Here is a 20,440-nt window from a genome sequence, read left to right as displayed (position 1 = left end):
GGAGGAGCCGGAGAGTCTTCAGTCGATGACCAGCGGGAACAGGACGCCGCCATTGTTCCAGAGGTTGGTCAGCTCGCGATCCATCTTGTAGGGCGAGTTCTTGCCGAGATCGTTGTCGAAGATCTCGGAGTAGTTCCCGACCTTCTTGATCACGTTGTAGGCCCAGTCGTCCGACAGGCCGAGGCCCTTGCCCACGCCCGGCGTGGCGCCGAGGAACTTGGCGACCTGCGGCGAGGTCGGCTTGGCGCGGATCTCGTCGACGTTCTTGGAGGTGATGCCTTCCTGCTCGGCGAAGAGCAGTGCGGTCAGCGTCCAGTTGGCGACGTCCACCCAGTTGTCGTCGCCCTGGCGGACGATCATGACTTCCGGCTCCACGGCGAGCACGTCCGGCAGGATCACGTGGTCCTCGACCTTGCCCTTGGCGACGCGGGCGATGGCGAGCACGGGCCCCCACTGGGTGTAGAGGTCGCAGCGCTTGGAGAAATAGGCCTGCTCCAGCTCCTCGGTCTTCTCGATGACGACCGGCTGCAGCTTGATGCCGAGCTTCTGCGCGTAGGCGGCGACCTGCTGCTCCTGCGAGGTGCCGGCCGGGATGCAGATGGAGCCGCCGTCCGCGTCCTTCAGCGAGCTCAGGTTCAGCTCCTTGTGCGCCATCACCTTGGTGGTGCCGAGATAGTAGGAGTTGGAGAACTGCAGGCCGAGCTCGGTGTCGCGGCTCAGCGTGCCGCCCGAGGCCTTGATGATGATGTCGATGTCGCCGGATTGCAGCGAGGGCCAGCGCTGGGCCCAACTGATCGGCACGATCTTCACCTTGGACGGGTCGCCCAGCACGGCGGTCGCGACGGCCCGGCACAGGTCGATGTCCATCCCCTTCCAGTTGCCCTTGTCGTCGACTTCCGCGAAGCCGAGATAGGAGCCGTCATGGCCGGGACAGTTGAGCACGCCGCGCGCCTTGACGGCTTCGAGGGTCTTGCCGCCGGCGGCCTGCGCCGGCGCGGAGAGCTGGAAGAGACCGAGCGCCAGGGCGGCGGTCGCCCCCCATTTCAGAAGTTGCATGTCCGTTGTCCACTCTTGAGGTTGCTGGGTTTTATCGTTGTTGGGGCGATAGGGGCCCGTAACTCAAAGCGGTCTTCAGTCCGACAGCTGGGTCGGCTGCGGCAGCGGCGAGACCTTGAGGTCGCTGCTCCAGTCCTGCTGGCCCAGCCAGCGGTGCAGCGCCGCCACGGCCTTCACGCGCAGGTGGCCCTTGGGCAGGATGAGGTAGAAGCCGGGCACCTCCTCCGGCCGCATGCCGGCGAGCGCGTCGTGGCCGAGCGGCGCGACGAGCGCGCCCGAGCGCAGGTCCTCCTCGGCGTCGATCACCGAGACCAGCCCCACCCCGATCCCCTGCAGCGCCGCGCGCCGCATGGTGGCGGCGTCGTCGAAGCCGATGCTCCGGTCGCCTTCGGTCTGCTCGACGCCGAGATGGCGCAGGATGTCCGGCCACAGGCGCTTCGACTTGACGGTGTCGAGCAGGGTGAAGCGCGTGATGTCCTGCGCCGAGCGGATCTGCGCGGCGATCGCGGGCGTGCAGCAGATGATCTTCGGGTCCGGCACGAGGAGCGTCGTCTCGTAGTCGGACCAGCCGCCGTATCCCCACTGCACGGCCATGTCGATGTCGTCCCGGCCGAAGTCCGGCAGGTCGACCATGGTGGTCAGGCGAAGGTCGGCGCCGGGCAGGATCTCCCGGAACAGCGAGAGGCGCGGCAGCAGGTAGTGGGTGGCGAAATACGGGCTCGCATTGAGGTTGATGCGGTCCCGGTAGTTGGACTTGGTGACGCGCCGCACGCCTTCCGCGAATTCCTCGAAACCGGCATTGACGTAGTGCGACAGCAGGATCGCGGACTCCGTCAGTTCGATCGAGCGGCCCTTGCGCTCGAACAGCGTCACCTGGAGCGTGTCTTCCAGGAGCTTGATCTGCTGGCCGACGGCCTGCGGGGTGACGAGCAGCTCGTCGGCCGCGTGGCGAAAGCTCTTGTGCCGCGCCACCGCGTGGAAGACCCGCAGGGCATTCAGCGGCGGAAGACGCAGCTTCCCGGTCATTCTCTCTTCCACCCCTCGGTTAGGAACTCCCTCGATCGGGCCTCCGCTCGGGCCGGCCGCGCAAGGCGGCCGGCGCCGGACGTCACGCGTAGATGTATCCGCCGGAAACGATGACGTTTTCGCCGGTCATGTAGGTGTTCTTCGGCCCGCCGGTCATCAGCACCCATTCGGCGATCTCGGTGGGCTGCGCGCCGCGGCCGAGCGGGCTCGCCTTGGCGAGTTCCTCGAGGAAGCCGAGCTGGCGGGCGCGTTCGGTCGCCATGCCGGCCGGCGCGACCGAGTTCACCAGGATGCCGTCCTTGGCCACGTGGTGGGCGAAGGAGCGGGTGAGGCTGACGACCGCCGCCTTGGTGGCGGCGTAGTGGGCGTTCTGCGGATGCGCCTTGAAGGCGTCGACCGAGGTCAGGTTGACGATGCGGCCGCGAACCTCGTCCTTCGGTTCCTGCCGCTGCATGTGCCGGATGGCGGCCACCATCATGTGGTAGGTGCCCTTGATGTTGATGCCGTTGGAGGCATCCCATTCGGCGTCGGTGATCTCGAGGATCGGGCGGCGCGGATAGACCGCCGCGCAGTTGATCAGCGTATCGATGCGCCCGAGCTCGGCGGCCACCGCCTCGAAGGCGGCGTGGGCTTGCGGGCCGACCTGGATGTCGGCCTCGGCGGTGGCGGTCGGCAGCCCCTTGGCGCGCGCCGGCTCCAGCGCGGCCTCGGCGGCGGCGCGGTTGATGTCGATGATGCCGATCCTGGCCGCCCCGTTCTCGACGGCCATGCGGGCGAGCAGCGCCCCGAGACCCGAGCCGCCGCCGACGATGAGCACGGAAAGATCCTTCATGGTCCTGATACCCTTACTTGCTGCCGCTGGGGGTGGTGGGGCGGGTCGGCATGATGTCGAAGCGGGTCACGTCCGCCCAGGAAGGCAGGCCGAGCAGGGCGACGACCATCTTCGCGACGTCCTCGGGCTGCACCGCCACGTTGCCGGCGTACATCGCCGCCCGGGCCTTGGCGTCGAGGATGTCCTTGTAGAGCTGCGTCTCGACGCGGCCGGGCACGATCTCGGTCACGCGGATGCCGAAGGGCGAGAGGTCGGCGCGCAGGGCGGCCGAGAAGCCGGCGATGGCGGCCTTGGTCGCCGAATAGACCGCGACATTGGGGAAGGCCGCGTGCGCCGCCGAGGAGCCGGTGAAGATGATGTGCCCGGATTCGCGCTCGCGCATCTGCGGGACGACCAGCCGGGTGAGCAGGATGGCGGCGCTGAGATTGACCTCCAGGGCGGCGTCGATGTCCGCGGTTCATGTCGGCGAAGTTGCCGAGCGGGGGCATCATCCCGGCATTGTTGATCAGCACGTCGATGTGCAGGCCGTTGACGACCGCCTCGATGGCCTCGCGGTCGGTCACGTCGACCGCGATCGGCGTGATGCCGGCCCGTTCCGAGCGCAGCGCCTCGAGTGCCGCCTTGCTGCGGCCGACGGCGAAGACCTCATAGCCGGCGTCGCTGAGCGCCACCGCCATGGCCCGCCCGATGCCGCTCGTCGCACCCGTGATGAAGGCTGTTGTCACGTCGGCTTTCCCGGTTGTTGTGAGGCGAGTGTGTGACGTTCAGGGGCGCGGGCAAACCAAGAAAACCGTGGAAATTCGAAAGATAAGCTTTCCTGTCCATTACGTGGCCGGGACCGGTCGCGCCTTCCGCCGCCCATGCCGGAACCGGGGAAGGCCTGTCAGCGCTTGGGGTCGCGCCGGCGGTATCGCGTGATTCATCCGCGACTTGGCGGGAGCCGGAAAAATTCTGGCTTTCGCTCTGGTCGCCATCGCCGGTCGCGCGGAGGCGGTTTCACCCCTCCGCGCGCGGGGGGCGCTTCAGCTCGGCGAAAAGCGCGGCGGCCGCCGCCTGCTGGTCGACATCGGTGGCGTCGATGCCGGCGGCGAGGGCGAGCGCGCGGACCCGTTCGAGGCTGTTGGCGAGATGGGCGCGCATGGCGCGCCGGGCGGCGCGTCCGTCCTGCTTGCCGATGGCGTCGACGATGGCGCGATGCTCGGCATGGATGCGCGCGTAGTAGACCTCCTTGACGTCGGTCGCCACCACGTGGCCGAGCTGGAAGCGCGGCACGATGATGGGGCGCAGATAGGCCAGGAAGGCGTAGATGAACTCGTTGCGCGTCGCCTTGGCGATGGCGAGGTGGAAGTCGTAGTCGTAGTGGATCTGGATGGCGGAAGGGTCGTCGTGCCGCGCGTCGACCTGTTCCATCAGCGCGCGGATGTTGTCCGCCTCCGCTTCCGTCCGGCGCTCCGCGCACAGGCCCGCGGCCTCCACCTCGACGCTGAGCCGCAGCTCCAGCAGCGCGATGGTCTCGGGCAGGGTCCTGAGCGCCTCGTCGGGAATGGAGAAGGTGCGCGGCACCGGCGCTTCGTTGACGAACATGCCGCGCCCCTGATGGGGGACGACGAGCCCCTCCGAGCGCAGGCGCGCCACCGCCTCGCGCACCACGGTGCGGCTCACGTCGTACTGGGCGCCGAGCTCGGCCTCCGTCGGGAGCTGGATGCCCGGTTGCAATTCCCCGGAGCTGATCTTCTCCCGAAGGCTGTCGGCCACCACGGTGGAGAGCGGCTTGCGCTTCGTCATCGCGTTATCGCGTTCCTCTTCCCTTGCCAGAACGTTCCCTTGCCAGAACGCCGATGGACGAAGATGCGCCGATCGGCAACCCCCTTCACACCGTTCCTTCACACCGCCGCCGTCACGATCAGCTCCACCAGCATGCCCGGCTTGGCCATCCGGCCCTCGCCGGAGGAGCGCGCGGGGGCGTGCTCCCGGGGCATCCAGGCGTCCCAGACGGTGTTCACCTCGTCGAAGTCGCGCACGTCGTCGAGCCACATCTGCACGTGCAGGATGCGCGTCTTGTCGGTGCCGGCCTTCGCCAGCAGCGCGTCGATCTTGCCGAGCACCTCGCGCATCTGGTCGGCGGCGGAGCGGCCGGGCGTCGCCACCTGCCCGGTCAGGTAGAGCGTGCCGTTATGGATCACGCCGTGGTGGATGCGGGTGTCGAAGTCGAAGCGCTGGATGTCGGTCACGTGTCTCGGCCTTTCAGACATTGGACGCGGGGCGGATCGGGTTGCCCTGCAGGTACTGGGCGTAGGGCGCCTGGATGAGCCATCCCGCGTCGACGGGCAGCGTCACCCCGGTGATCGAGGCCGCGCGGTCCGAGCACAGGAACAGCGCGGCTTCCGCCACGTCGCGCGGCTCGACGAAGCGGCGCAGCGCCGTCGTCGCCTGGATGGCTTCCGGGTTGCGCTCGCCCTTGGCGATCTTGGCCTTCAGCCCGTCGGAGAGCGTGTAGCCGGGGGCGACCGCGTTGACCCGCACGCCATGCGGGCCCAGCTCGGCGGCGAGGATCTGCGTCAGCGCCAGCACCGCGTGCTTGCCCGGCGTGTAGGCCGGCAGCGACAGCGGCGCGAAGGAGGCGAGGGAGCCGACATTGAGGATCGCCCCGCGCCCGGCGGCGGACAGGCGCCGCCCGAACGACTGGCAGCCGAGCAGCGTGCCGCGGTAGTTCACCCGCCACATGCGTTCGTCCTCGCCGAGGTCCTGATCGAGCACATGCTTGCCGCTCTGCAGGATGCCGGCGCAGTTGACGACGACGTCCGGCACGCCGAACGCCGCCTCCACCGCCTGCGCCAGCGCCTCCACCGAGGCGGCGTCGGCGACGTCGGTCTCGAAGAAGCGGGCGTCGGGGGCGCCGGCGCCGATGCAGGCGGCGGCGACCGCGCCGCCGCGTTCGGCGCTGCGCCCGGCGACGGCGACCCGGCTGCCGTCCTCGGCGAAGCGCTGGGCGATGGCGTGGCCGATCCCGGAGGTGCCGCCGATGACGACGACCGTGCGTGCGTGCGTCCCCGCCTCAGCCATTGCCGCGGCTCCGGCGCTCGATGTCGAAGAATTCGGACATGCCGCGGACCTGGAAGTCCATCATCGGCCGGCCCGGCTGGATGCGGCAGCCGATCTCCTTCGCCGCGCGCAGCAGCGCCGTCTCGGCCGGCTCCATGATGATGTCCACCACCGTCATCTCCGGCGTCAGCCGGCCGACGTCCATGGGGAGCGGGTCGCCGGCCTTCAGCCCCGACGGGGTGGCGTTGACCGCCATGTCCATGCCGGAGGGATCGGCGGCGCCGACGTCGATCCGGCACTGCGGGAAGGTCTTGCGGACCAGCGCGGCGAGGTTCTCGGCCCGGTCGGCATCGATGTCGGCGAGGCGGATCTCCTGTGCGCCGGCCTCCGCGAGGCAATAGGCGAGCGAGGCTCCCGCACCGCCGGCCCCCACCTGCAGGATGCGCCGGCCGGCGATCTGGTGCCCGCCGGCCTTCAGGCCGTCGATGAAGCCGACGCCGTCGAAATTGTCGCCGTACCAGGTCCCGTCGGCCTGCCGGCGGACCGAATTGGCGCTCTGCACCCGCGCGGCGCGGTCGTGCGCGGCGGCGCATTTGCGGTAGACCGCCGCCTTGTAAGGCACGGAGATGATGACGCCGCGCACGTTCTCGGCTGCGGTGAGGCCGGCCCAGAAGGTGTCGAAATCCTCCGGCTTGCAGCTCATCGGCACCATCAGGCTGTCGAGGCCCTTCTGCTCGAAGATCTCGTTGAAGACGCCCGGACTTTTCGCGTGCCCCACCGGGTGAGCCAGCATCACGAAGACGTCCGCCTTGCCTGTCCCGCGCATCGGTCTGCTTCCTTTCCTTCGCCCATCGGGTGCCGGCGCCGGGCGCCGGCGGCTCGTCTTCCGTCTTGCCGTCCCGCCGCCGCAGGCGGCGCAAGATCCCGTTGCGAGCCGTCAAATACGTATGATATAGGACATCATACAAATTTCAATTCGCGTTTTCGCCGGAGACAGACGAGATGCAGGAGCGTCCCAATTCCCTGAAGGCCGCGGTCACCGCCGGGCGGGCGCATATCGGCCTGTGGTGTTCCCTCGCCTCGGCCCTGACCACCGAGATCGTCGCCGGGTCGGGCGTGGGCTGGGTGCTCATCGACGGCGAGCACAGCCCCAACGACCTGCGCAGCATCGTGTCCCAGCTTCAGGTTCTCAACGGCTCGGCCTGCGAGGGCGCGGTGCGGCTGCGCTCCGACGATCCCGACCTCATCAAGCAGATGCTGGATGCCGGCGCGCGCAGCCTGATGATCCCGAATGTGCGTTCCGCCGATCAGGCCCGCGCCATCGTCTCGGCCATGAGCTACGCGCCGCACGGCATTCGCGGCTTCTCCGTCGCGCATCGCGCCAATTCTTTCGGCCGCATCGCCGGCTACCACGCCAATGCACGCCAGCAGCAGCTTCTGGCGGTGCAGATCGAGTGCGAGACCGGCGTCGCCAACGCCGCCGAGATCGCGGCCGTAGAAGGGGTGGACGTGCTCTTCGTCGGGCCCGGCGACCTCTCCACCAACATGGGCGCCATGGGCAATCCCGGCGCGCCGCACGTTCAGGAGGCCATCGCCTCCGTGCGCAAGGCGGCCGCGGCGGCCGGCAAGGCGAGCGGCATTCTGGCGCCGGTGAAGGCCGATGCCGACCGCTACATCGCGGAGGGCTTCACCATGGTCGCGGTCGGCTCGGATCTCGGCCTGCTGGCTCGGGGGTCGGATGCGCTGGTCGCTTCCTTCAACCGCTGAGCGGGAGCGTTCGCATGGCCATCCCTCCCTACAAGGCGCCGTCCCGCCCGGCCTATGACATCGTCATCGTCGGCGGCGCGGTGGTCGGCTCCTCGGTCGCCTACTGGCTCAGCCAGGCGCTGGGCACCCGCATGTCCATCCTCGTGGTGGAGCGCGACAGCAGCTACGAGTTCTCCTCCACCGCCCTGTCGACCAGCGCGATCCGCCAGCAATATTCCAATCCGATCAACGTGAAGATCAGCCAGTTCGGCATCGAGATCATCCGCAGCTTCGCCGAGCGGATGAAGCCTTATTACAAGGACGAGCCGGCGCCTGATCTCGGCTTCAGGGAGCACGGCTACCTCTATTGCTGCTCGCCGGATGGCGTGGAGGCGGCGAAGGCGCGGGTCGATCTCCAGCGCAGCCTCGGCGCCCACACCGTGTTCCTCGATCCCGGCCCGCTGAAGGAGCGCTTCCCCTGGCTCAACGTCGAGGATCTCGGCGGCGGCGCCTGGGGCTCGCGCGACGAGGGCTGGTTCGATTCCATGGGCCTGCTGAACGGCTTTCGCCGCGCCGCCCGCGCCAGCGGCGTGGAGTATATCGACAACGCCGTCACCGGGCTGACCGTCGCTGGCGGGCGCGTTGTCGCCGTGCAGCTCGCGACCGGCGAGACCGTTTCCTGCGGCACGGTGGTCAACGCCGCCGGCCCGCGCGCCCAGCAGGTGGCCGCGATGGCCGGGCTGTCGATCCCCGTCGCGCCCTTCAAGCGCTACAGCTTCGTCTTCTCCAGCGCCGTCCCGATCCCCGGCCGGATGCCCAACGTCATCGACCTCTCCGGCACCTTCGTGCGCCCGGAAGGCGAGCTCTTCCTCACCGGCAACACCCCGATCGACGACGGCCCGGCCGATTACGACGACTTCCAGATGCATCACGAGGAATTCGACGAGCGCATCTGGCCGGCGCTCTGGCACCGCATCCCCGACTTCGAGGCGCTGAAGGTGCAGCAGTGCTGGACCGGCCACTACGAGTACAACATGCTCGATCACAACGGCATCGTCGGCTTCCACCCGGAAGTGACGAACTTCATGTTCGCCAATGGCTTCTCCGGGCACGGCCTGCAGCAGTCGCCGGCGGTCGGGCGCGCCGTCTCCGAGCTGATCATCCACGGGTCGTTCCAGACCCTCGACCTCTCCCCCTTCCACTATGAGCGCATACCGCGCAACGAGCCGTTCCTCGAAGAGGCCGTCATCTGAGCGGCCGCCGGGCAGGCGCGCGTCAAGGAGAAGCGACGATGAAGATTCTCGTGCCCGTGAAGCGGGTGGTCGACGGGAATGTGAAGGTCCGCGTGAAGGCGGACGGCTCGGGCGTGGACCTCGCCAATCTCAAGATGGCGATGAACCCCTTCGACGAGATCGCCGTCGAGGAGGCGCTGCGCCTGAAGGAGGCCGGCAAGGCGCAGGAGATCGTGGTCGTCTCCATCGGGCCGGCGCAGGCGCAGGAGACCCTGCGCACCGCGCTGGCGATGGGGGCTGACCGCGCGATCCTCGTGCGCACGGACGAAGCGGTGGAGCCGCTCGGCGTCGCCAAGGTGCTGCGGGGCGTGGTCGCGGCCGAGCAGCCGGGGCTGGTCATCCTCGGCAAGCAGGCGATCGACGACGATTCGAACCAGACCGGCCAGATGCTCGCCGCGCTGCTCGGCTGGGCGCAGGGCACCTTCGCCTCGGCGCTCGCCGTCGAGGGCGGCAGCGCTCGGGTGACGCGCGAGGTCGATGGCGGCCTGCAGACGCTGGAATTGAAGCTGCCGGCCATCGTGACCACCGATCTACGCCTCAACGAGCCGCGCTATGCCAGCCTTCCCAACATCATGAAGGCGAAGAAGAAGCCGCTCGACGAGAAGACCCCGGCCGATTTCGGCGCCGACACCGCGCCGCGGCTGAAGGTGCTTCGAACCGAGGAGCCCCATGCCCGCAAGGCGGGCGTGAAGGTCGCCTCCGTCGCCGCGCTGGTCGACAAGCTCAGCAACGAAGCCCGCGTTCTGTGACGATGTGGCGCCCGGCGCCCCCGCGGGGCGGCACGGCCGGGCGCAAGCCAAGGAAGATGCACATGGCCATTCTGCTGATCGCCGAGCACGACAATGCCAGCCTGGCGGAACAGACCGCCCGGGCGCTCACGGCGGCGCTCCGGATCGGACCCGACATCGACGTGCTGGTGGCGGGCCGCGACGCCCGGCCGGCCGCCGAGGCCGCCGCCGCCCTGGCCGGCGTGCGTACGGTGCTGCTGGCCGAGGCGGACGGGCTGGCCGAGCGGCTCGCCGAGCCCTTCGCGGCGCTGATCGTGTCGCTCGCCGGCGCCTACGAGACGATCATGGCGCCCGCCACCTCCTCCGGCAAGAACGTCGCCCCGCGCGTCGCCGCGCTGCTCGACGTGGCGCAGGTCTCGGAGATCGTCGAGGTCGTGGCGCCCGACATTTTCAAGCGCCCGATCTATGCCGGCAACGCCGTCCAGACGGTGCAGGCGCTCGATACGCGTAAGGTCGTCACCGTGCGCACGGCTGCCTTCCCGCCGGCCTCGCAGGGCGGCTCGGCGCCGATCCGGACGGTCGAGGCGCCCGCCGATCCCGGCCTGTCGGGCTTCGTCGCCAACAGCCTCTCGGCGAGCGACCGGCCGGAGCTGACCTCCGCCGGCATCGTCATTTCCGGCGGCCGCGCGCTCGGCTCGGCCGAGAAGTTCGAGGAGGTCATCATGCCCGTCGCGGACCGTCTGGGCGCGGCGGTCGGCGCTTCGCGGGCGGCGGTGGACGCGGGCTACGCGCCGAACGACTGGCAGGTCGGCCAGACCGGCAAGGTGGTGGCGCCCGATCTCTACATCGCCTGCGGCATCTCCGGCGCCATCCAGCACCTCGCCGGCATGAAGGATTCGAAGGTCATCGTCGCGATCAACAAGGACGAGGAAGCCCCCATCTTCCAGGTCGCGGATTACGGCCTCGTCGGCGACCTCTTCACCGTCCTGCCGGAGCTCGAAAAGGCGCTGCGCGACCGGGCCTGATGTTTCGGACCGGCGTATCGTCCCGGCGATTCCCCTTGCCCCGTGGGAGCCGTCCTCCGTCGCATACCAGCGGCGCCTTCGTCGCAGCGGCCGCCGTTTCGGCCGGGCGATCGAACCGGCCCTCAGTACGAGGCGCCCTCGATTCTGGCACGGGCCCGCAGCGAAATGAGCATCAGGGCCGTCGATACCAGCGTCAGCAGCGTTGCGAGAGCGAGGATGCTTGGGCTGAAGCTCTCGCGCAGACTGTCGAACATCTCGCGCGGCAGGGTGCGTTGGCTGGGCCCGCCGAGAAAGATGACCAGCACGACCTCGTCGAAGGACGTGATGAAGGCCAGCAGCCCGCCGGTCGTGATCGCCGGCCAGGTGAGCGGCAGCAGGACAGTGCGGAAGACCCGCATCGGTGATGCGCCGAGGCTTGCGGCGGCCTTGAGCAGCGTGCGGTCGAACCCGCTCAGGGCGGCGGAAACCGTGATGACGACGAAGGGCAGCCCGAGCACGGTATGGGCGATGATGAGGCCGGGCAGCGAATAGGTCAGCTGCAGGCTGGACATCAGGAAAAACAGGCCGATCGCCAGTATGACGGGCGGCACCACCAGTGGCGCGCCGGCGAACAGGCCGAGGAATGCCCGACCGGGAAGAACATAGAAGCTGAGTGCCATCGCCATGGGGACGCCGATGGCGAGCGAAGCCGCCGTCGCCGACAGCCCCACGATCAAGCTGTTCTTACCGGCCGACAGCCAGCGCGGATCGGTGAGGACCGTCTCATACCAGCGCAGGGAGAAGCCCTCGAGCGGGAAGACGAGGAACGAGCCGCTGTTGAAGGACAGCGGCACGATCACGAGGAGGGGCAGGACGAGAAAGGCGAGGACCAGGGCGCAGCCGAGAAACAGCATGCGCCGGCCCCAGCCCCGTTCACCGAGCAGCAGTTCGATCATCGGGTCGGCCTCGCAGCGCTGCCCAGCCGGCTGGCAATGCGGCCGCCGAGAAATACCAGGCCCGTCGACAGGATGAGGATGGAGGCCAGCGCGGCGGCGAGCCCGTTGTTCAGCTTGTCGAGGTGGAACTGGACGAAGTAGCTGAGCATCTGGTCCCCGGCGCCGCCGACGATGGCCGGCGTGATGTAGTATCCAAGCGAGGAGATGAAGACGAGCACCACTCCCGCCCCGATGCCGGGCGCGGCGAGGGGCAAGTAGACGGTGATGAACGCACGCAGCGGCGATGCGCCCAGCGACAGGGCCGCCCGCACATAGTTGGTCTTGATGTTCTGGATCACGCTGTAGATTGGCAGAATCATCAGCGGCAGTTGAACGTGGGTCATGGCGATGTAGACCGCGATGCGGTTGTACATCATGGCGACCGGGGCATCGATCAGGCCGATGGTCATCAGCGCCTGATTGATCGGCCCCTGATTCTGCAGCAGCACGATCCACGCCGCGAGGCGCACCAGGATCGACGTCCAGAACGGTATCTGCACGAGGACGAACAGAATGCCGCGCCAGCCGGGGCGCACATTCGCCATCACGAAGGCGACGGGGGCGCCGAGCACGAGCGTCGCCAGCGTCACGACCAGGCTTATGACCAGCGAGCGAACGAGAATTGGCACGTAGATGGCTTGCTCGGGCGGCGCTGTTTCAAAGCCGCCGTCTGCGTTCCGGCGCAGGTCCAGGGCGGCGAGCAGATAGGTCGGCGTCAGATCGTCCGAGACGCGCCTGAGCACCTTCCACGTCCTCGTGTCCTGCCAGCGCAGATCGATGGCAATGAGTGCCTCGCGCACGCCGGAAGAGGGAAGTCCGTCATTGGCGAGCCCCCTTGCCGATGACGTAAGCAGCCCTTGAAGCGATGCCTCTTCCTGCGCGAGGCGCCGGTCGACATTGGCGATTGTCTTGTTGCCGCGCGCGGCGAGCAGTTCGCCGGCGATCGTCCGATATGTCTCCTCATCCGGCAATTGCTCGCCGGACCACGCCTGCAGCAGGCGCGTGGTCTGCTCGAACTGGGAGGAGAAGCGTTGATCAAAGACAGCCGCCAGCAGAACCGACAGCAGTGGAACAAGAAAGAAGACGGTGAGGAAGAGCAGCGCCGGAATGGAGAGCCAATAGCCACCGAGCCGGCGAGCTGCGCCTGATGCGGCATCACCCGAAGACATTCCGGCGCTCCTTCACCCTCAGCTATTGACCCAGTTGGTGAAGCGCTCGGTCAATGCCGCCTCCCGCTCCATCCAGAAGCTCGGATCCATGTCGATCGCCACGGCGAGATTGGCCGGCGAACTCGGCAGGGACGGCGCAAGCTCGGGGGGAATGCGCTTGAGCGCGGCTTTCGCCGTCGGACCGTACCCCATGCGCTTGGCGATCTCCAACTGCCGGTCGGCATCGCCCATCCATTTGATCAGCTCCATGGCGGCCGTCTTGTTGGGCCCATTCTTCATGATCACCCAGGAGTCCACCTCGACCAGACTGCCGGCCCAGATGATCTTGAAGGGCTTTCCCGTGTTTAGCGCCGAATAGATGCGCCCGCCATAAGCCGAGCTCATGGTTACTTCGCCTGAGGCAAGCAACTGGACCGGCAGGGCGCCGGATTCCCACCAGAGAATGTCCTTCTTGATGGTGTCCAGCTTGGCGAAGGCCTTGTTCACGCCTTCTGGGGTCTTCAGCACCTTGTAGATGTCGGCGCGATCGACGCCGTCGGCGTACAGCGCAGCCTCCAGATTGTACTTCGGTCCCTTGTACAGCGACCGCTTGCCGGGGAACTTGACCAGGTCGAAGGCGTCCTTCCAGCTCTCCGGCCCGTTCGCCAGCTTCGAGCTGTCATAGGCAAGCACGATGCAGCCTACCTCGCAGCCCACGCCGAAATCGGTCGCGCCCTGCCCGATGTAGGCCTCCCGACCGCCCAGCGCCTTCCAGTCCAGAGGCGCGTAGAGGCCCTCTTCCTCACCCAGGAGGAGCCCGTCGCCCGGCATCTGCACGACATCCCAGTTGCCGACGCCGCCCGTGGCCTTGGCTCGAATGGTGCCGAAGGCGCCGTTCCAGCTGTCCTCCAGAACCTTGATGCCGGTCTTCGCCTCGAACGGCTTCCAATAGATCTCGCGCATGGCGTCCTGGAAGGCGCCGCCAAAGCCCACGACGGTGACCTGCCCGCCGGCCGCATGCGCATTGGGGATGAGGCTGTGCGCCGCGAGGCTCGCAACGCCGATGCCGAAGGTACGCCTGTTTATCTTCATCATGAGTAACTCCCGTTCCAATCTCTCTGGCGGCGTAGTCACGACCTCTGAAGAGGCTCTTGGCGGGGGGGGCGCCCGTTATATGAAAAAGCTAACACCGTGTATCGCAACTGTAAACGATATTTCGTTTGTCGAAATGTGGATGCCGTGTTTATATCCTGATGATCCAGTGATGCGGCTGACCTTCAGCGAAGATCGCTCTCGCGTCAGGACGTCATCGTATCGGCATGTGAACTTTCATATCGAAGAGCAGATCAAGGAGTCCTCCGCATGAAGCTCGCCAGTTTCCGTCATCGAGGACATGAGAAGGTCGGTGCCGTGCAGGGCGATATCGTCGTCGACCTCGCGGCGGCGTATGAGGCCATGCTCGCGGGCGAAGGGCTGTCCGGTTCCGCCGAGATCGCCCGCGCGGTCATTCCCGCCGATATGGTCCGGTTCATCGAACTGGGCGAGATTTCCATTGCCGCGGCGCGGCGGGCGCTCGCATGGGCGCTCGACGCGGATGGTGCCGGAGTGTTCTGCATAGCGGCCGATGACGTCGAGTGGCTGCCGGCGGTTGCCCGCCCGCGCAACGTCTTCTGCACGGTGGTCAACAACCCCGAACTGGTGGCGCATGCCATCCGTGCTCCCGATTATCCGATCTACTATGCGAAGCCCAATTCGTCGCTCATCGGGCATCTCCAGCCGATCGAGATCCGCGAGAAGGTACTCGTCCATCCCGAATCCGAATTCGCCTTCGTCGTCGGCAAGACGGCGAAGAACGTCGCCGCCGAAGACGCCTACGACTATGTGTTCGGGTACACGATCCTGAATGACGTCACCTCGCCGGAGATCCGGCGGCGTGACCTGCTGATCTCCCGTGTGCCCGCCGGGAAGAACGAATTCGGCGAGGACACGTTCGACGACGTCACCTTCACCGTCATCGCCCGGCACAAGGGAATGGATACCTTCGGTCCGCTGGGGCCGTGGATCGTGACCAAGGATGAAATCGCCGATCCCCATGATCTGCACGTGCGGGCCTGGCTCGGCGAGCGCCTCATCAACGAGGACCACACCGGGCGGCTGCGTTTCACGATCCCCGAGGTGATGGCCCATATTACGAAGTGGTCGACGCTCTCGCCGGGCGACATCGTCACCCTCGGTACGGCAAGCTCGACCGATCAGTGGCCCATGCTGGACGCGGATATGAGACGTTTTGCGGGCCCGATCCGCATCGAAGTGGAAAAGATCGGCATTCTGGAGAACCCGGTGATCAAGACCTACGATGGAGCCGCGGACGAGATCTGGGAATCCTAGGATGGATTCTTCATCAGGGGCGGTTCGGCAGCTAATCGGAGCGATCGGCGGATGACGCAGGAACGAGGAGCCGAACAGGGGTTCGTTTCCTTTCGGAATGTGAACAAGGCCTATGCGGCCCTGACGGTCATTCGGGATCTCAACCTCGATGTCGCGCGCGGCGAGTTTCTCACGCTGCTCGGACCTTCCGGCTCGGGCAAGACCACATCGCTCATGATGCTCGCGGGTTTCGAGCATCCGACATCGGGCACCATCTCGCTCGACGGCAGGGTGATCAGCAACGTGCCGCCCCACCGGCGCGGCATCGGCGTCGTTTTTCAGAACTACGCGCTGTTCCCTCACATGAGCATCCTCGACAACATCAAGTATCCCTTGCGCGCCCGCGGCATGCGTAGCCGCGACTGCACGCAGGACGCGATGCGCGCTCTGGCCATGGTGCGCCTGGAGGCCCTGGCGCATCGCACGCCCGCGCAATTGTCGGGTGGTCAGCAGCAGCGGGTCGCGGTCGCTCGCGCTCTGGTCTTCAAGCCCAGCCTCGTGCTCATGGACGAGCCGCTGGGCGCGTTGGACAAGCAGTTGCGCGAGCAGCTGCAGGACGAGATCAAGTCCATCCACCGCGAAACCGGCGTGACGGTCGTCTATGTGACGCACGACCAGAGCGAGGCCCTGACGATGTCGGACCGCGTCGCGGTATTCGACAAGGGCCGCATTGCCCAGATCTCGACCCCCGCCGAACTCTACAAGTCACCCTTGAGCAGCTTCGTCGCGTCCTTCCTCGGCGAGAGCAACCTGCTCGACGCGGAACTCCTGGACGGCGGTCCGGGCGGCAACACGATCCGTCTCGCCGATGGCAGCGTGCGCACCGTGCCCGGTAGGGAGATAGCGCGTCCCGCCGCCGTTCAGCTGCTCGTGCGGCCGGAGCATCTGGAGCTGTCTTCCCCTTCGCAAGGGGAGGGATATGTTGCGCTCATTCGTGACTTTGCCTATCACGGCGATCATCTGCGCGTGAAGGTCTTCAACCCCACACTCGGAACGCTGATCGCGAAGCTCCAGGTCGGCTCGACGCAGGATCTGCCCTGCATCGGCGGCGAGACATTGGTTCACTGGCGGGACAGCGACAGCGTCGTCGTCCGGCGGGTCGGCGACGATGAGGCCTGACGTAGGACAGGGATCGGCAAAAGACGCTCATGGATTCAGAAACGCCCGAAAAGACCTCCAGCGGCCAGGATATCCAGTCTGTTCTTCAGAGCCTGAAGATCCTGGAATATCTGGCGTTTGCGGGGGCACCGATGGGCGTCACCGAACTGGCCACCGCGCTCGGGGTTGGAAAGGCGCGAGTCTTTCGTCACCTGCGGACATTGGCGAGCGCCGGCTACGTCGCCCAGGATTCGGAAAGCGAGAAGTACGGCCTGGGAAACCGCTGGGCGCTGTTCGGCCCGGCCATCAACAAGCAGATGAATCTCTCCTCGGTTTCCAAGGATGTGATGCGCAGCCTGGCGGACCGTTTCGACCTGACGGTGGTCGTGTCGGCCGTGGAGGGCACCCGGCTCACCATCCTTGAGATCGTGCGGGCCAACTCGACGGTGGAAGTGGTCGCGCGGACCGGCACCGACCTCGCGCTGCACAGCACGGCCCAGGGCAAGCTGCTGCTGGCCTTCGGCGACGAGAGTTCAAGGGAGAAGGTGCTGCGCGGCCCGCTGCCGGAAAGCAACGAGTTCACCATCACCGATCCCGGTGTTCTGCGTGAACAGATCGCCGTCATCCGCGAGCAGGGCTGGGCGGTCGCTCCCAATGAGAGCCTCGTGGGCATCAATGCGCTGGCCGCGCCGATCTTCGGCCCGCAGGGACGGCTGATCGGTACCATCGCCCTGCTCGGTTCGATCCAGTACGTGCCCGCCAAGCCCAGCATCGAGCACGTCTCCGCGCTTGTCGACGCGGCGTTCAAGATCTCGCGCAGCCTCAAATTCGATCGCTGACGGCGCGCGGGGGGCCGGCGCCGTCGCTGTTCCCGGGCGATCTCAGATATAGGCGATCGGGTTCTCGAGGACGCCCAGCTTCTCGATGGAGACGCTCACGAGGCCGCCTTCCTTGAACAGGTCGACTTCGAGCATCGGCCACTCCTGCGACGGGCTCGCCGTGCCCATGGATACGATATCTCCCGGATGCAGGGTCGAGAAATGGGAGATGCGCTCGAGGACCTCGGGGATCTTGAAGCGCAGCCGCGAGGTGTGGTCGAGGCAGAAGGAACGCCCGTTCAGTTCGCCGGAGATGGTCAGCTGATGTGGATCGTCGATCTCGTCCCGCGTCACCAGCCACGGCCCCATGGGCGCGAAGCTGTCGAGGCCCTTGTGGCGCGCCAGGGCAGTGAACGGAACATCCTCGAATTCCAGCTCGCCGGTAGCCGGATTGCGGCCCGAGATTCGCGAGATGAGAAGGTCGTCCTGACGAATCTGCGGCGAGGTGACCTCGTTCATCACCGAGTAGCCATAGACGTGGTCGTAGACGTCGGCCGCCGGCACGCGGCTCATCTTGCGACCGATGATGACCGCGAGTTCCGCCTCGGGAATGGTGTTTCCGATCGGCGGCAGCTCGATCGGCTGGCGGTGGCCCGTCAGGGTCGAGTTGGGCTTGAGGAAGTAGACGGGATAGTCGGGCAGCTTGGGCGCCAGCTCGACGAGGGCAGCCCCGTTCACCGCCACGCAGAACAGATTGCGTGGGCGATGGACGGGCGCCAGGAACTCCGCCTCCTCGAAGGCGACGGCGGCCTTCGCCGCGATCAGGCCGTCGATACCCTCCACCTCGACATGAGCCAGCGCCGTCCGCGCCGCGGCCGCGCCTTCCTCGCCCAGAAGGATGAATTCGCGCATGTCCGGCGGGCTGAGTTGCTCGGCGATCGACGCCGCCCCACGGATCGAGCGGGCGCGAAGCGCCGCCTCGAGAGCGCTTCGCAGGTCGACGACGAAACCGCCGAATGAAAATCCCAGCCGTGGCTCGCCCCGGCTGATGAAGGTCGCGAGTTTCATGCTTGTCTTCTCCTGATGGGTCGCGCGGCCTAGAACAGCGCCTGTTGCTGGAGCTCGGCGAGCGAGTCGGGGTTGGTGAGCGCGGAAAGATCTCCGGGCGACTGCCGCAGCAGCGACGCGCGCACGGCCCGGCGCATGATCTTCAGGGTGCGTGTCTTGGGCAGGTCTCGGACGAAGATGATCTTCTCGGCCCGATAGGACTTGCCCATCTGCCGCTCCAGCTCGGACTGGAGGCGCTTGCGCAGCGCGTCGTCCGCCTCGACGCCGGGCAGGGGGACGCAGGCCAGCACCAGCGCCGCGCCCTTGATCGGGTCGGGTACCGAGACGGCGGCGGCCTCGACCAGCGCCCGCGACGCCATCACGGCCGTTTCGATCTCGGCTGGCCCCACGCGCTTGCCCGCGATCTTCATGGTGTCGTCGGAGCGGCCGTGGATGTACCAGTGCCCGTCCTCGTCCCGCGAGGCGAGGTCGCCATGGACCCAGACGCCCGGCAGCGTGCTCCAGTAGCTCTCGATGTAGCGTTTGTCGTCGCGCCACAATCCGGGGGTCAGGCCGATGGAGGGGCGCCGGAGCACCAGCTCGCCGATTTCTCCCGGGGCCGTCGGATTGCCGTTCTCGTCGACGATATCGGCTCCCATGCCGGGAATGGGGATGGCGAAGGACCCGACCTTGAGCGGGTGATTGACCGAACAGGCGAGGATGCAGCCGCTGATCTCGGTGCCGCCGGAGACATTCAGCATCGGCACCTTGCCCTTGAGCACGGTGTGGAACAGCCAGTTCCACGCATGCACCGTCCAGGGCTCCGCCGCCGTGAGCACGATCCGCAGGCTCGAAAGATCGCTTTCAGGCGGCTTGTCGGAATGGGCCATCAGGATACGCGCCATCGAAGGCGTGATGCCGACCCATGTCACCTTGTGGCGTTCGATCAGGCGCCAGAACCGGTCCGGCTCCGGATAGTCCGGCACGCCTTCCGCCAGCAGCATGCTGGCGCCGTGGACGCTGGCGATGACGGCCGTCTGCGAGCCGACCATCCAGCCCATGTCTGCCTGGTAGAGGTAGCGGTCCGTCGGACGGAAATCGGAGAGGATGCCGTAGTCGAGCACCATCTTGGTGACGAAGCCGATATGCGTGTAGATCGCGCCCTTCGGGCGGCCCGTGGTGCCGGAGGTCATGTGCAGGACCGCCGGGGCCTCCGCATCCATCATCAGCGTCTCGACCACCGGTTCCGCGGTCTTCATGGCCTCGTCCCAGTCGAGGATCGGGCCATCCGGCAGCGGCCCGCCGGTGCGGTTCAGGACGATCACATGCTCGACGCTGGGTGACTCGGGAAGGGCCCCCAGCGCGGCGGCCGCCAGACGTACCGACGAACCCCGGCGATACATGACGTCGGTCGTCACCACGATCTTGGTGTCCGTCATGTTGAAGCGCTCGGCGATGGCGCCGGGAGCGAAACCGCTGAACAGCGGCATCACGATCGCCCCGAGCTTCACGATGGCGAAATAGGCGACGAAGGTTTCGGGGATAAGCGGCATGAGCAGGCCGACGACGTCGCCGGGCCCGATGCCGCGGCCGTGCAGCACGCCGGCGAACCGGCAGACCTGCGCGTCGAATTCGCGATAGGTCAGCGACCGCGTCGTGCCGTCCTCCGCCTCGCTGACGATGTAGGTCTGGTCGTATGTCGGCGTCCCGCGGTGACGGTCGATGCAGTTGGCGGCCATGTTGGTCGTGCCGCCGACACACCATCGGGTCCACTCGATGCCGCGGCTGTCGTCCATGATCCGGTCGTAGGGGCGCTCGAAGCGCAGGTCGCCGAAGCGGATGACCTGCTCCCAGAACCAGCCGGGATCGGCATCCGCCCGGCGGTAGAGTTCATCGAAGTCCCTGCAGCCGCCGGCCCGGATGAACTCCGTCAGGCGGCTGCCCGCGATCCGTTCGGCATCGGGTACCCAGGCAAATTCTGCCTCGGCGTCGGCGATCCGATCTCCCATTCCTGCCTCCTCATGCCCTGCGAAAGGGTTCTGAAAACATGAAACAGCGTTTCATGGTTCATGACGCAATCGTCCGGGCTCATCCAATGAATTCGCGATTTTTCAAAGTTAGCGCCCATTTCGGGTCGTTGACAAGTATCAATATGATAGATAGCGTTTTGTCTAGCGAACC

General features: G+C 66.9%; 19 protein-coding genes and 1 pseudogene. 7 read left to right on the top strand and 13 right to left on the bottom strand.

The annotated features are described in order from the left end of the window. Positions 1-18 precede the first annotated feature (18 nt). From STARVERO_RS18100 to STARVERO_RS18065, 8 genes and pseudogenes are all read right to left on the bottom strand, one after another. Entirely contained in the window at positions 19-1,056 is a 1,038-nt protein-coding gene (locus STARVERO_RS18100) for an amino acid ABC transporter substrate-binding protein (RefSeq protein ID WP_144341138.1), read from the bottom strand. A gap of 75 nt (positions 1,057-1,131) precedes the next feature. After that, a complete protein-coding gene (locus tag STARVERO_RS18095) occupies positions 1,132-2,082 on the bottom strand; it encodes a LysR substrate-binding domain-containing protein (protein ID WP_144341137.1) in 951 nt (316 codons plus the stop codon). A gap of 82 nt (positions 2,083-2,164) precedes the next feature. Then, positions 2,165-2,914 (bottom strand): SDR family NAD(P)-dependent oxidoreductase, encoded by a 750-nt coding sequence (locus STARVERO_RS18090; protein WP_159600544.1) that lies wholly within the window; start codon positions 2,912-2,914, stop codon positions 2,165-2,167. A 13-nt stretch (positions 2,915-2,927) separates the two neighbouring features. Then, positions 2,928-3,591 (bottom strand): annotated as a pseudogene (locus tag STARVERO_RS23785) (SDR family oxidoreductase). 319 nt (positions 3,592-3,910) lie between these two features. Continuing rightward, positions 3,911-4,699 (bottom strand): FadR/GntR family transcriptional regulator, encoded by a 789-nt coding sequence (locus STARVERO_RS18080; protein WP_144341134.1) that lies wholly within the window; start codon positions 4,697-4,699, stop codon positions 3,911-3,913. Positions 4,700-4,797: 98 nt separating this feature from the next. Then, the gene (locus STARVERO_RS18075) at positions 4,798-5,166 is read right to left on the bottom strand and encodes a RidA family protein (protein WP_200837859.1); all 369 of its coding nucleotides are present in this window, start codon (positions 5,164-5,166) and stop codon (positions 4,798-4,800) included. Beyond that, on the bottom strand, positions 5,159-5,977 hold the full coding sequence (locus tag STARVERO_RS18070) for an SDR family NAD(P)-dependent oxidoreductase (RefSeq protein WP_159600542.1): 819 nt from the start codon (positions 5,975-5,977) through the stop codon (positions 5,159-5,161). Before STARVERO_RS18070 ends, STARVERO_RS18075 begins: the two co-directional genes overlap by 8 nt. Further along, positions 5,970-6,782, bottom strand: a complete 813-nt coding sequence (locus STARVERO_RS18065; protein ID WP_159600540.1) for a shikimate dehydrogenase family protein — start codon at positions 6,780-6,782, stop codon at positions 5,970-5,972. The genes STARVERO_RS18070 and STARVERO_RS18065 overlap by 8 nt, the downstream gene beginning before the upstream one ends. Before the next feature lie 176 nt (positions 6,783-6,958). Here STARVERO_RS18065 and STARVERO_RS18060 point away from each other — a divergent pair, with 176 nt between their 5' ends. The 4 genes from STARVERO_RS18060 to STARVERO_RS18045 all read left to right on the top strand — a co-directional run bounded on the left by STARVERO_RS18060 (position 6,959) and on the right by STARVERO_RS18045 (position 10,747). After that, positions 6,959-7,723 (top strand): HpcH/HpaI aldolase family protein, encoded by a 765-nt coding sequence (locus tag STARVERO_RS18060; protein WP_159600538.1) that lies wholly within the window; start codon positions 6,959-6,961, stop codon positions 7,721-7,723. A gap of 14 nt (positions 7,724-7,737) precedes the next feature. Further along, a complete protein-coding gene (locus STARVERO_RS18055) occupies positions 7,738-8,955 on the top strand; it encodes an NAD(P)/FAD-dependent oxidoreductase (protein WP_159600536.1) in 1,218 nt (405 codons plus the stop codon). Between the two features lie 38 nt (positions 8,956-8,993). Beyond that, on the top strand, positions 8,994-9,743 hold the full coding sequence (locus STARVERO_RS18050) for an electron transfer flavoprotein subunit beta/FixA family protein (protein ID WP_159600534.1): 750 nt from the start codon (positions 8,994-8,996) through the stop codon (positions 9,741-9,743). Between the two features lie 62 nt (positions 9,744-9,805). Beyond that, entirely contained in the window at positions 9,806-10,747 is a 942-nt protein-coding gene (locus STARVERO_RS18045) for an electron transfer flavoprotein subunit alpha/FixB family protein (RefSeq protein WP_159600532.1), read from the top strand. 122 nt (positions 10,748-10,869) lie between these two features. Here STARVERO_RS18045 and STARVERO_RS18040 read toward each other — a convergent pair whose 3' ends face one another. From STARVERO_RS18040 to STARVERO_RS18030, 3 genes are read right to left on the bottom strand one after another with little or no spacing between them, the layout of a single operon-like run. Further along, positions 10,870-11,682 (bottom strand): ABC transporter permease, encoded by an 813-nt coding sequence (locus tag STARVERO_RS18040; RefSeq protein ID WP_159600530.1) that lies wholly within the window; start codon positions 11,680-11,682, stop codon positions 10,870-10,872. Beyond that, positions 11,679-12,890, bottom strand: coding sequence for an ABC transporter permease (locus STARVERO_RS18035; protein WP_159600528.1), 1,212 nt, complete (start codon positions 12,888-12,890; stop codon positions 11,679-11,681). The genes STARVERO_RS18040 and STARVERO_RS18035 overlap by 4 nt, the downstream gene beginning before the upstream one ends. An 18-nt stretch (positions 12,891-12,908) precedes the next feature. Next, positions 12,909-13,964, bottom strand: coding sequence for an ABC transporter substrate-binding protein (locus STARVERO_RS18030; protein WP_244616813.1), 1,056 nt, complete (start codon positions 13,962-13,964; stop codon positions 12,909-12,911). 267 nt (positions 13,965-14,231) lie between these two features. Between STARVERO_RS18030 and STARVERO_RS18025 the strand changes: the two genes are divergently transcribed. From STARVERO_RS18025 to STARVERO_RS18015, 3 genes are read left to right on the top strand one after another with little or no spacing between them, the layout of a single operon-like run. Beyond that, positions 14,232-15,257 carry a fumarylacetoacetate hydrolase family protein gene (locus STARVERO_RS18025; protein WP_159600526.1) on the top strand — a complete coding sequence of 342 codons (1,026 nt, stop codon included), beginning with the start codon at positions 14,232-14,234 and terminating at the stop codon, positions 15,255-15,257. Positions 15,258-15,308: 51 nt separating this feature from the next. Continuing rightward, entirely contained in the window at positions 15,309-16,415 is a 1,107-nt protein-coding gene (locus STARVERO_RS18020; protein WP_159600524.1) for an ABC transporter ATP-binding protein, read from the top strand. 29 nt (positions 16,416-16,444) lie between these two features. Continuing rightward, complete coding sequence (locus STARVERO_RS18015) at positions 16,445-17,233, top strand: IclR family transcriptional regulator (RefSeq protein WP_159600522.1); 789 nt, start codon at positions 16,445-16,447, stop codon at positions 17,231-17,233. 42 nt (positions 17,234-17,275) lie between these two features. Here STARVERO_RS18015 and STARVERO_RS18010 read toward each other — a convergent pair whose 3' ends face one another. Then, the gene (locus STARVERO_RS18010) at positions 17,276-18,280 is read right to left on the bottom strand and encodes a fumarylacetoacetate hydrolase family protein (RefSeq protein ID WP_159600520.1); all 1,005 of its coding nucleotides are present in this window, start codon (positions 18,278-18,280) and stop codon (positions 17,276-17,278) included. A gap of 29 nt (positions 18,281-18,309) precedes the next feature. After that, positions 18,310-20,268 carry an AMP-binding protein gene (locus STARVERO_RS18005; protein ID WP_144341120.1) on the bottom strand — a complete coding sequence of 653 codons (1,959 nt, stop codon included), beginning with the start codon at positions 20,266-20,268 and terminating at the stop codon, positions 18,310-18,312. Between the last annotated feature and the right edge of the window lie 172 nt (positions 20,269-20,440).

It is taken from the genome of Starkeya nomas, assembly GCF_902703545.1.
In the GTDB taxonomy this organism is placed as follows: domain Bacteria; phylum Pseudomonadota; class Alphaproteobacteria; order Rhizobiales; family Xanthobacteraceae; genus Ancylobacter; species Ancylobacter moscoviensis.
Note: the sequence above shows the minus strand (reverse complement) of the source record. Positions and strands in the feature narration are given on the sequence as shown.

Excerpts from the sequence above, each read along its gene's own strand:
- STARVERO_RS18100 (WP_144341138.1), bottom strand. The coding sequence starts at position 1,056 with ATGCAACTTCTGAAATGGGGGGCGACCGCCGCCCTGGCGCTCGGTCTC.
- STARVERO_RS18095 (WP_144341137.1), bottom strand. The coding sequence starts at position 2,082 with ATGACCGGGAAGCTGCGTCTTCCGCCGCTGAATGCCCTGCGGGTCTTC.
- STARVERO_RS18090 (WP_159600544.1), bottom strand. The coding sequence starts at position 2,914 with ATGAAGGATCTTTCCGTGCTCATCGTCGGCGGCGGCTCGGGTCTCGGG.
- STARVERO_RS18080 (WP_144341134.1), bottom strand. The coding sequence starts at position 4,699 with ATGACGAAGCGCAAGCCGCTCTCCACCGTGGTGGCCGACAGCCTTCGG.
- STARVERO_RS18075 (WP_200837859.1), bottom strand. The coding sequence starts at position 5,166 with ATGTCTGAAAGGCCGAGACACGTGACCGACATCCAGCGCTTCGACTTC.
- STARVERO_RS18070 (WP_159600542.1), bottom strand. The coding sequence starts at position 5,977 with ATGGCTGAGGCGGGGACGCACGCACGCACGGTCGTCGTCATCGGCGGC.
- STARVERO_RS18065 (WP_159600540.1), bottom strand. The coding sequence starts at position 6,782 with ATGCGCGGGACAGGCAAGGCGGACGTCTTCGTGATGCTGGCTCACCCG.
- STARVERO_RS18060 (WP_159600538.1), top strand. The coding sequence starts at position 6,959 with ATGCAGGAGCGTCCCAATTCCCTGAAGGCCGCGGTCACCGCCGGGCGG.
- STARVERO_RS18055 (WP_159600536.1), top strand. The coding sequence starts at position 7,738 with ATGGCCATCCCTCCCTACAAGGCGCCGTCCCGCCCGGCCTATGACATC.
- STARVERO_RS18050 (WP_159600534.1), top strand. The coding sequence starts at position 8,994 with ATGAAGATTCTCGTGCCCGTGAAGCGGGTGGTCGACGGGAATGTGAAG.
- STARVERO_RS18045 (WP_159600532.1), top strand. The coding sequence starts at position 9,806 with ATGGCCATTCTGCTGATCGCCGAGCACGACAATGCCAGCCTGGCGGAA.
- STARVERO_RS18040 (WP_159600530.1), bottom strand. The coding sequence starts at position 11,682 with ATGATCGAACTGCTGCTCGGTGAACGGGGCTGGGGCCGGCGCATGCTG.
- STARVERO_RS18035 (WP_159600528.1), bottom strand. The coding sequence starts at position 12,890 with ATGTCTTCGGGTGATGCCGCATCAGGCGCAGCTCGCCGGCTCGGTGGC.
- STARVERO_RS18030 (WP_244616813.1), bottom strand. The coding sequence starts at position 13,964 with ATGATGAAGATAAACAGGCGTACCTTCGGCATCGGCGTTGCGAGCCTC.
- STARVERO_RS18025 (WP_159600526.1), top strand. The coding sequence starts at position 14,232 with ATGAAGCTCGCCAGTTTCCGTCATCGAGGACATGAGAAGGTCGGTGCC.
- STARVERO_RS18020 (WP_159600524.1), top strand. The coding sequence starts at position 15,309 with ATGACGCAGGAACGAGGAGCCGAACAGGGGTTCGTTTCCTTTCGGAAT.
- STARVERO_RS18015 (WP_159600522.1), top strand. The coding sequence starts at position 16,445 with ATGGATTCAGAAACGCCCGAAAAGACCTCCAGCGGCCAGGATATCCAG.
- STARVERO_RS18010 (WP_159600520.1), bottom strand. The coding sequence starts at position 18,280 with ATGAAACTCGCGACCTTCATCAGCCGGGGCGAGCCACGGCTGGGATTT.
- STARVERO_RS18005 (WP_144341120.1), bottom strand. The coding sequence starts at position 20,268 with ATGGGAGATCGGATCGCCGACGCCGAGGCAGAATTTGCCTGGGTACCC.